General features: G+C 59.4%; 8 protein-coding genes. 7 read left to right on the top strand and 1 reads right to left on the bottom strand.

From position 1 onward, the window contains the following. Together ERD80_RS17775 and ERD80_RS17770 are read left to right on the top strand one after the other, a co-directional pair. The coding region (locus ERD80_RS17775) for an aldo/keto reductase (RefSeq protein WP_136547878.1) at window positions 1–879 on the top strand (879 nt) is incomplete at its 5' end. Window positions 880–1,036: 157 nt separating this feature from the next. Then, window positions 1,037–1,390: a DUF2502 domain-containing protein gene (locus ERD80_RS17770; RefSeq protein ID WP_058781783.1), complete on the top strand. Its 354-nt coding sequence runs from the start codon at window positions 1,037–1,039 to the stop codon at window positions 1,388–1,390. 50 nt (window positions 1,391–1,440) lie between these two features. Here the strand turns inward: ERD80_RS17770 and ERD80_RS17765 are convergent, their stop codons facing one another. After that, window positions 1,441–2,682 carry an Nramp family divalent metal transporter gene (locus tag ERD80_RS17765; RefSeq protein ID WP_021508247.1) on the bottom strand — a complete coding sequence of 414 codons (1,242 nt, stop codon included), beginning with the start codon at window positions 2,680–2,682 and terminating at the stop codon, window positions 1,441–1,443. A 370-nt stretch (window positions 2,683–3,052) separates the two neighbouring features. Between ERD80_RS17765 and ERD80_RS17760 the strand changes: the two genes are divergently transcribed. From ERD80_RS17760 to ERD80_RS17740, 5 genes are all read left to right on the top strand, one after another. Then, window positions 3,053–4,243 carry a NupC/NupG family nucleoside CNT transporter gene (locus tag ERD80_RS17760; RefSeq protein WP_136547876.1) on the top strand — a complete coding sequence of 397 codons (1,191 nt, stop codon included), beginning with the start codon at window positions 3,053–3,055 and terminating at the stop codon, window positions 4,241–4,243. Between the two features lie 192 nt (window positions 4,244–4,435). Continuing rightward, a complete protein-coding gene (locus ERD80_RS17755; RefSeq protein WP_136547874.1) occupies window positions 4,436–5,524 on the top strand; it encodes an LLM class flavin-dependent oxidoreductase in 1,089 nt (362 codons plus the stop codon). Continuing rightward, on the top strand, window positions 5,524–6,507 hold the full coding sequence (locus tag ERD80_RS17750; protein WP_132464867.1) for an ABC transporter substrate-binding protein: 984 nt from the start codon (window positions 5,524–5,526) through the stop codon (window positions 6,505–6,507). Before ERD80_RS17755 ends, ERD80_RS17750 begins: the two co-directional genes overlap by 1 nt. Next, on the top strand, window positions 6,504–7,094 hold the full coding sequence (locus ERD80_RS17745; protein WP_058776543.1) for a cysteine dioxygenase: 591 nt from the start codon (window positions 6,504–6,506) through the stop codon (window positions 7,092–7,094). Before ERD80_RS17750 ends, ERD80_RS17745 begins: the two co-directional genes overlap by 4 nt. After that, window positions 7,087–8,703, top strand: coding sequence for a rhodanese homology domain-containing protein (locus tag ERD80_RS17740; RefSeq protein ID WP_136547872.1), 1,617 nt, complete (start codon window positions 7,087–7,089; stop codon window positions 8,701–8,703). Before ERD80_RS17745 ends, ERD80_RS17740 begins: the two co-directional genes overlap by 8 nt. Window positions 8,704–8,855: the final 152 nt, after the last annotated feature.

The following is an 8,855-nucleotide window of genomic DNA, read 5'->3' as shown; positions in this document are numbered from 1 at the left end:
GACAGCACGCGCGTCGACAACAGCCGCGCGCTGCTGCGTCACGCGTTCGATCGCGGTATTACCCATTTTGATCTGGCCAATAACTACGGGCCGCCGCCCGGTTCTGCGGAGAGCAACTTTGGCCGCATTCTGCGCGAAGATTTTCACGGCCTGCGCGACGAGCTGGTGATCTCCACCAAAGCGGGTTACACCATGTGGGACGGTCCGTACGGCGACTGGGGCTCACGCAAGTACCTGATTTCCAGCCTCGATCAAAGCCTGAAGCGCATGGGGCTGGAGTACGTGGATATCTTTTATCACCATCGCCCGGATCCGGAAACGCCGCTGGAAGAGACGATGCGCGCGCTCGATCAGGTGGTGCGTCAGGGTAAAGCGCTGTACGCGGCGATTTCGAACTACCCGGCGGATAAAGCCGCCGCCGCTATCGCCATGCTGCGCGATCTCGGCACCCCCTGCCTGATCCACCAGCCGCGCTATTCGATGTTCGAACGCACGCCGGAACAGGGTCTGCTCGACGTGCTGGGTGACAATGGCGTCGGCTGTATTGCTTTCTCGCCGCTGGCCGGTGGCGTGCTGACCGACCGCTATCTGCAGGGCATTCCGCAGGATTCGCGCATCGCCAGCGGCAGCAAATTCCTCAACGAAAACCAGCTAACGCCAGAGAAGATGGCAAAGGTGCAGCAACTGCAGGCGCTGGCACAGCAGCGCGGTCAAAAGCTGGCGCAAATGGCGCTGCGCTGGGTGCTGCGCGACACGCGCGTCACGTCAGTGCTGATCGGCGCCAGTAAAACCGCGCAGATCGATGATGCCGTCGACATGCTGAGCCAGCCTGAATTAACGGCGGACGAGATCACTGCCATTGAGCAAATTCTGGTGTAACCGTTTACCCGCCCGGACTTTTCCGGGCGCTGTCCTTAGCAGAAAACGCTGCGCAACCTTTCGCTGGCACTTTTTCAGACTAAATCTCAAGGCGTGTCTGGTCCGATATGGCACACTAGCGCCACGGTAGCCTCGATGCTATCGATGAGGAGAAAGTATGAAACGTGCAATTTTGTTTGCCGCTTTGCTGGCAACGTTATCCCCTCTGGCGCTGCACACAGCTGAAGCCAGTAGCGCTACCATCAATCTGGCCCCTGGCGTCACGCTGCATCTCGGCGATCGCGATCGTCGCGGCTACTACTGGGACGGCGGTCGCTGGCGTGAACCGCGCTGGTGGCACGATCGCTATCAGTACAACGATCATCGCTGGTGGCGTCACGAAGAGTGGAAACGCCACCGTGCCTGGGAACGTGAACGTGAGCACCGCTGGCACGAGCGCGAACGTCGCGAACACTGGCGTCACGATCACCGACACGATCGGCATGACCGCCACGACCATCATCACCATTAAAAAAAATCCCGGCGCAGACGCAGCCGGGATTTTTCTATTCAGTCATTTGCTTACCAGCCGAGCGCTTCGCCCACCAGCAGATAGATATTCAGCGCCACCACCAGCACCACAATCAGACGCCCGGCATTTTGCATCAGGCGTGAGTTCACCAGTTCATCGCCCATGATGTCACGGTTCCCGGTGAACGACAGCAGCGGAATCAGCGCCAGCGCAATACCGAAGCTCAGCAGCACCTGGCTCATCACCAGAATACGCGTCGGATCCCAGCCCGCCCAGATAACAATAAAGGACGGCAGCATGGTAATGGTACGACGGAACCACAGCGGAATGTGGAAGCGGATAAAGCCCTGCATCACCACCTGGCCGGCCAGCGTGCCCACCACAGTAGAAGAGAGGCCGGCCGCTACCAGACTCAGCCCGAACACAATCGCCGCCGCGTGACCCAGCAGTGGTTGCAGCGTCAGATAAGCCTGGTCGAGATCAACAATGCTCGTGTGACCGCTAAAGTGAAACGCGGCCGCTGCGGTGGCCATCATCGCCAGGTTAACGAAACCGGCAATGGTCATGGCGATCGCCACGTCGAGCTTGGTGGAGGAGTAGCGCTCCGCCTTGCTGCCTTTATTACCGTACTGCGTCAGCGCCGAGTGCAGATAAATGACGTGCGGCATAATGGTCGCGCCCAGCACGCCAGCCGCGAGGAACACCGCGTCCGAAGTAGGCAGGCTCGGCAGCGCCATGCCCACTACCAGATCGCTGACGCGCGGCTGCGAGAAGAACAGCTCAACGATATAAGCGGCGGCGACAAACAGCAGCAGCCCGCCAATCACCAGCTCCAGCGGCTTCTGTCCACGGTTTTGCAGCATCAGGATCAGGAACGTGGCGATACCGGTTAACACCGCGCCCTGCAGCAGCGAGATGCCGAGCAGCAGCTTAAAGCCGAGCGCAGCCCCGATGAATTCCGCCAGATCGGTGGCCATGGCGATGATCTCCGCCTGTACCCAGTAGAACCACACCGCCGGGCGCGGGAAGCGATCGCGAATATGCTCGGCGAGGTTTTTACCGGTGGCAATGCCCAGCTTGGCGGACATCAGCTGGATCAGCATCGCCATGATGTTGGCCCATACCACCACCCACAGCAGTTTGTAGCCGTACGCGGCCCCCGCCTGGATGTTGGTGGCAAAGTTGCCGGGATCGATATAACCAATGGCCGCGATGAAGGCCGGTCCCAGCAGCGCGAGCTTGATCTTTCTGGCTCCGCGAGCGGCGCGCTCGGCGGTGCGACTTTCTGACATAGTTTTGACCCTGTCCTAACGCTTGTCTGACCCATCCAGCTTACGGGGCATTCAAGGCAAGTGAAATTTGGTTATAGTTATCGCATTGATAGATGGTGCTATAAAGTATAGCCATTGCTATACCACAAGGTAAAGTTAGCGCTTGCTAAAAATTATGCAACAGGTTTCACTCTACTCCCGGGTCAAATTATAGACAATCTCTTTGTGGATATTTCTTGTGATCTATTTGTAAACAGGTTGTGAGCGGTGAGACTAATCTGAGAAATAAAGCGATACCGAATACTTATATTGTGGTTTTGATCTCGTTTTTAAGTAACGCGTTACATAGAATACGCAGCAAAATACAACCCTCCTCAAATTTGGAGCCGATATGTCCCATATTTTGCACTTCCTTTCAGCATTGGTGGTGGTAGCCGTGCTGGCGTTACTCGTCAGTCACGATCGTAAGAGTATCCGGATTCGCTATATCGTTCAGCTGCTGGTGATTGAAGTGCTGCTGGCGTGGTTCTTCCTTAACTCCGAAGCAGGCCTTGGTTTTGTTAAAGGTTTCGCCGGGCTGTTTGATCATCTGCTCAAATATGCAGCAGAAGGCACCAATTTCGTGTTCGGTAACATGAACGAGAAAGGCCTGGCCTTCTTCTTCCTCAATGTTTTGTGCCCTATCGTCTTCATCTCGGCCCTGATCGGTATTTTGCAGCATTTCCGCATCCTGCCGTGGGTGATTCGCGCTATCGGTACCGTGCTGTCGAAGATCAACGGCATGGGCAAACTGGAATCCTTTAACGCCGTCAGCTCTCTGATTCTGGGACAGTCAGAAAACTTTATCGCCTATAAGGATATCCTCGGCAAAATGTCACAGCGCCGCATGTACACCATGGCAGCCACCGCGATGTCGACGGTGTCGATGTCGATTGTGGGTGCCTACATGACGATGCTGCAGCCAAAGTACGTGGTGGCCGCGCTGGTGCTCAACATGTTCAGTACCTTTATCGTGCTGTCGCTGATTAACCCGTACCGCGTGGACAGCGAAGAAGACCTGCAGCTGCAGGATCTGCATAAAGGTCAGAGCTTCTTTGAGATGCTGGGTGAATACATTCTGGCCGGTTTCAAAGTAGCGATTATCGTTGCGGCGATGCTGATTGGCTTTATCGCGCTGATCTCCGGCCTCAACGCGCTGTTTGATACCATCTTCGGCATCAGCTTCCAGGGCGTGCTGGGCTATGTGTTCTATCCGTTTGCCTGGGTAATGGGCGTACCATCCAGCGAAGCGCTGCAGGTGGGCAGCATCATGGCGACCAAGCTGGTTTCTAACGAATTCGTTGCAATGATGGATCTGCAGAAAATCGCCGGTCAGCTGTCGCCGCATGCGGAAGGCATTCTGTCGGTGTTCCTGGTCTCCTTCGCCAACTTCTCCTCCATCGGCATTGTCGCAGGCGCGATCAAAGGTCTGCATGAAGAGCAGGGTAACGTGGTATCACGTTTCGGCCTGAAACTGCTGTACGGCTCGACGCTGGTGAGCGTGCTCTCCGCCGCCATCGCCGGTCTGGTGCTGGGCTTCTGATCTACAGGGCGGGCTGCGGCTCGCCCTTCTCTTCTTTTATATACCTAAGCGTTATATCCCGCGCCAGTCAGTCTGCCGCCGCGTCACGCCCTGCTTCACCGTTTCCCGCAAACCCTTTGCACAATATCGAATTTCCGTTGTTGCCGTCTGCGCCCGTAGCTTTTCTTTCTGACCTCACCTCAGGAGAATCGCATGAGCATTCAGTTCCTTGGTATGATTGGCCACCGGCTTGCCTCAGAAATCATTCCCGCGTCCGGCACGTTGTTCGATAAAGATTACATCGCCCGCTTTGCCCGCGCCCATGAAGCGGCCGGCTTCGACCGCATCCTTGTCGGCTACTGGTCCGATCAACCCGATGGCTTTCTGGTCACCGCTCACGCAGCGGCGCATACCCAGAAGATTAAATTCCTGCTGGCGCACCGTCCGGGGTTTGTCGCTCCCACGCTGGCGGCCCGCAAGCTGGCTTCGCTCGACCATCTCACCGACGGCCGACTGGCCGTGCACATTATCAGCGGCGGCAGCGACAGCGAACAGCGCCGCGACGGTGATTTTCTCAGCAAGGCTGAACGCTATGCCCGCACCGACGAATTTCTCAGCGTGCTGAAACAGAGCCTTGAATCGCCGCAGCCTTACGATCATCAGGGCCGGTTTTACCAGGCTGAGCAGGCTTTCTCTGCCATTAAACCGCTGCAACATAAGCTGCCGATCTATTTCGGCGGATCGTCACAGGAGGCGATTGACGTGGCGGCGCGGCATGCCGATGTCTTCGCGCTGTGGGGCGAGCCGTTAAAAGGCGCGGCCGAGACGGTACGTAACGTGCGTGCGGCGGCCGCCGCGCAGGGGCGCCAGATTGCGTTTAACATCTCCTTCCGGCCTATTCTGGGTAACACCGAAAAAGAAGCCTGGGAGCGCGCCGAACATATCCGCGCCACCGCAGAGAAGCAGTTGGCGGAGACCGGCTATACCTTTGGTTTGCCGAAGCCGCAGAGTGTCGGTGCGCAGCGTCTGCTGGCGGCGGCGCATGAGAGCGATCGCCACGATAAAGTGCTGTGGACCGGCGTGGCAAAGCTGGTGCAGGGCGGCTACAACTCCACCGCGCTGGTCGGCACGCCGGATCAGGTTTCTGAGGCGCTGCTGGATTACTATCGCCTCGGCATTCATAGCGTGCTGATCCGCGGATTTGACCCGCTGAATGACGCGGTGGAATACGGCCGTGAACTGCTGCCGCTGACGCGTGAAAAAGTGGCTGCGCTCAGCGCAATTGAAAAAAGGAGCGCCTGATGCGTCTCGCCGCTCTGTTTGCCGGTGTTGCGCTGGCCCTCGCGTCACTCCAGCCGCTACTGGCGGCCGATAAAGTCACGCTGCGCCTCGGCGATGTGAAAGGCGATCGTTTTGCCGCCCTGAAAGCCTCGGGCGAACTGAACAATCTGCCTTACGATCTTAAGCTCACCGCCTTTGACTCCGGCGCGCCGGTGCAGGAAGCGCTCAATGCCGGGGCGCTCGACGTTGGCTTTACCGGCGATTTGCCGTTTCTGTTTGTCTATGCGGCAGGCGCGCCGGTGAAAGCCGTGGGTGCCTGGCAGAATAACCCGGACAGCATCGCCCTGCTGACCCGCCCCGACGCCGGCATTCACCGGCTGCAGGATTTGAAAGGTAAGCAAATCGCGGTCAACCGCGGCGGCTGGGGACACTATCTGCTGCTGGGCCTGCTGGAGCGCGCTGGCCTGACGCCGCAGGATGTCACGCTGCGCTTCCTCGGACCGGTGGATGGCCGCGCGGCGCTGACGTCCGGTGCGGTCGCGGCCTGGGCGCCGTGGGAGCCCTATATTGCCACCTCGACCGCCATCGACGGCACGGTGCGCGTGCCGGACGGCGGCGGTAAAGGCATTATGTCTGGTTACTCCTACGCGCTGGCCCGTAATGAAGCGTTGCAGGACGCCGGCAAGCGGGAAGCGATTGCCGACCTGCTGGCGCGACTGGCGAAGGCGCAAATCTGGGCGCAACACCATCCGCAGGAATTCGCCGGCGTGCTGAGCAAAACCCTGAATATGCCCACCGCCATTACCCGCAGCTGGATTGACGATGCGCGCATCCGCCCGCTGGTGTTTGATACGCACCTGATTGCCACGCTGCAGAAATCCGCCGACTTTTTCCATCGTTATCAGGTATTGCCAAAACAGGTCGATGTCAGCCAGGCGTTTGACTTCAGTCTGTCCGCCGCCGCTAACCGCATCGCCCAGCACGCGCCGGGAGACAAATCATGAGTGATTATCAGCACCATCGCCTGCGCACCTTCGTCGCCCGGCTGGCCACCCTGCTCGACAGCCAGCCGGACGAAGCGACCATTTTGCGGCAGGGCAGCGGCTGGCTGGCCGAACTGATTCGCCACGATGACTGGCTGGATGAGGCGTTTACCCAGCCCCATCCGCAGCACTATCAGCAATATCTGCTGTATGCCGATGCGCAGCAGCGCTTTTCCGTGGTGAGTTTTGTCTGGGGGCCGGGTCAGCAGACGCCGATTCACGATCACCGCGTCTGGGGACTGATTGGCATGCTGCGCGGCGCCGAGATTTCACAATCGTGGCAGCCGGGCCCGCACGGTTTACAGGCAGAAGGTGCGCCGGTGCGGCTTGAACCCGGCAGCGTGGAGGCGGTGTCGCCGACGGTCGGTGATATCCATCGCGTCAGCAACGCCTATGACGATCGCGTCTCTGTCAGTATCCACGTGTATGGCGCAAATATCGGCGCGGTTGAGCGCGCAGTCTACACCGCCGACGGCCACGAAAAGCGCTTCATTTCCGGTTACAGCAACCGTTATCTACCTAACATTTGGGATCTCTCACATGACTAAACCGGTTTTCCCGTTTCGCCAGGCGGCGGAACTGCTGACAGCGCTGCGTCAGCAACAGGAAGTGGCGATCATTGACGTGCGTGATGAGGCGCTGTTTGCCACCGGGCACCCGCTGTTTGCCGTCAACATTCCGCTATCAAAGCTGGAGCTGGAGCTGCTGGACCGCATACCCCAACGTCACACCGCCATTACGCTGTATGACAACGGCGAAGGCCTGGCGCAGACCGCTGCTGAACGTCTCGCCGCGCTGGGTTATCAGCAGGTCACGCTACTGGCCGATGATTTAGCCGGCTGGCAGGCGGCTGGCGGCGAGCTGTTTATCGATGTCAATTCACCCAGCAAAGCGTTTGGCGAACTGGTGGAACATCATGCCCGCACGCCTTCGCTCTCCGCCGATGAAGTTCAGGCGCTGATTAGCAATGATGCCGACGTGGTGGTGCTGGATGCGCGGCGCTTCGATGAATATCACACCATGAGCATTCCGGGCGCCACCAGCGTACCGGGCGGCGAACTGGTGCTGCGCGTGCGCGATTTAGTCCCCTCACCGCGCACCACGGTGATTGTGAATTGCGCCGGACGCACGCGCAGCATTATTGGCACGCAGTCGCTGATCAATGCCGGTGTTCGTAATCCGGTATTCGCGCTGCGCAACGGCACCATTGGCTGGACGCTGGCCGGTCATGCGCTGGAGCATGGGCAGAGCCGCCGCTATGGCAACACCAGCGAAACCGCGCAACGTCAGGCCGCGAGCCAGGCCCGCGCCATTGCCGATCGCGCCGGCGTGACACGCATTTCTCTGGCGACACTGACGCGCTGGCAGCAGGAAGCGCGCACCACCTACCTGTTTGATGTGCGTGATGCCGAAGAGTACGCCGCCGGTCATCTGCCGGGCAGCCGTCACGTGGCGGGCGGCCAGCTGGTACAGGAGACCGATCACTACGCCAGCGTGCGCGGTGCGCGTATCGTGCTGGTGGATGATGACGGTGTCCGCGCCAATATGACCGGCTCCTGGCTGGCGCAGCTTGGCTGGCAGGTGGCGGTGCCTGACGCATTGCAGGCCAGCGATTTCAGCGCTGTCGGTAGCTGGCAGCCGCAGGTCGCGCCGGTTGCTGCGCCGGAATCGATCTCCCCCGCGCAGCTGGCCGAGTGGCTGGCGGCTGGCGACACGCAGGTGCTGGATTTCACCACGCTCGCCAATTACCGCAACAGCCATATTCCCGGGGCGGCCTGGCTGCTGCGTTCCACCCTGCAGCAGCAGGGCAAGGCTCTACTGCCCGATGCAGGCCGCTATGTGCTGACCTGCGGCAGCAGTCTGCTGGCCAGCTATGCCGTGGAGCAAATTGCCACGCTGACCGGCAAACCGGTGCGGGTGCTGGCGGGAGGCAATGCAGCCTGGCGTGCCGCCGGTCTGCCCACCGAACAGGGCGAGCAGCGCCTGCTCTCGCCGCCCATCGATCGTTATCGCCGCCCGTACGAAGGCACCGATATTGAACCGGACGTGATGCAGGCCTATCTCGACTGGGAATATGGTCTGGTGGCGCAACTGGATCGCGACGGTACCCACGGTTTTCGCGTGCTGCAGCTGCAGCCACAGGCCGTAACGGTTTAACACGGAAAGGCGCTGCAGGTCAGCGCCATTGCGCGCAGCCAGTCGGCGAATGCAACGTCACACTGCGCAAACGGGCAGTATTATTATCGGGTTTTAAGTACGTTTGTTCTGAACGAACAGAGAATTGGTGGAGATAAGCGGGATCGAACCGC

The sequence above is a fragment of the Pantoea sp. R102 genome (assembly GCF_004916815.1).
In the GTDB taxonomy this organism is placed as follows: domain Bacteria; phylum Pseudomonadota; class Gammaproteobacteria; order Enterobacterales; family Enterobacteriaceae; genus Pantoea; species Pantoea dispersa.
Note: the sequence above shows the minus strand (reverse complement) of the source record. Positions and strands in the feature narration are given on the sequence as shown.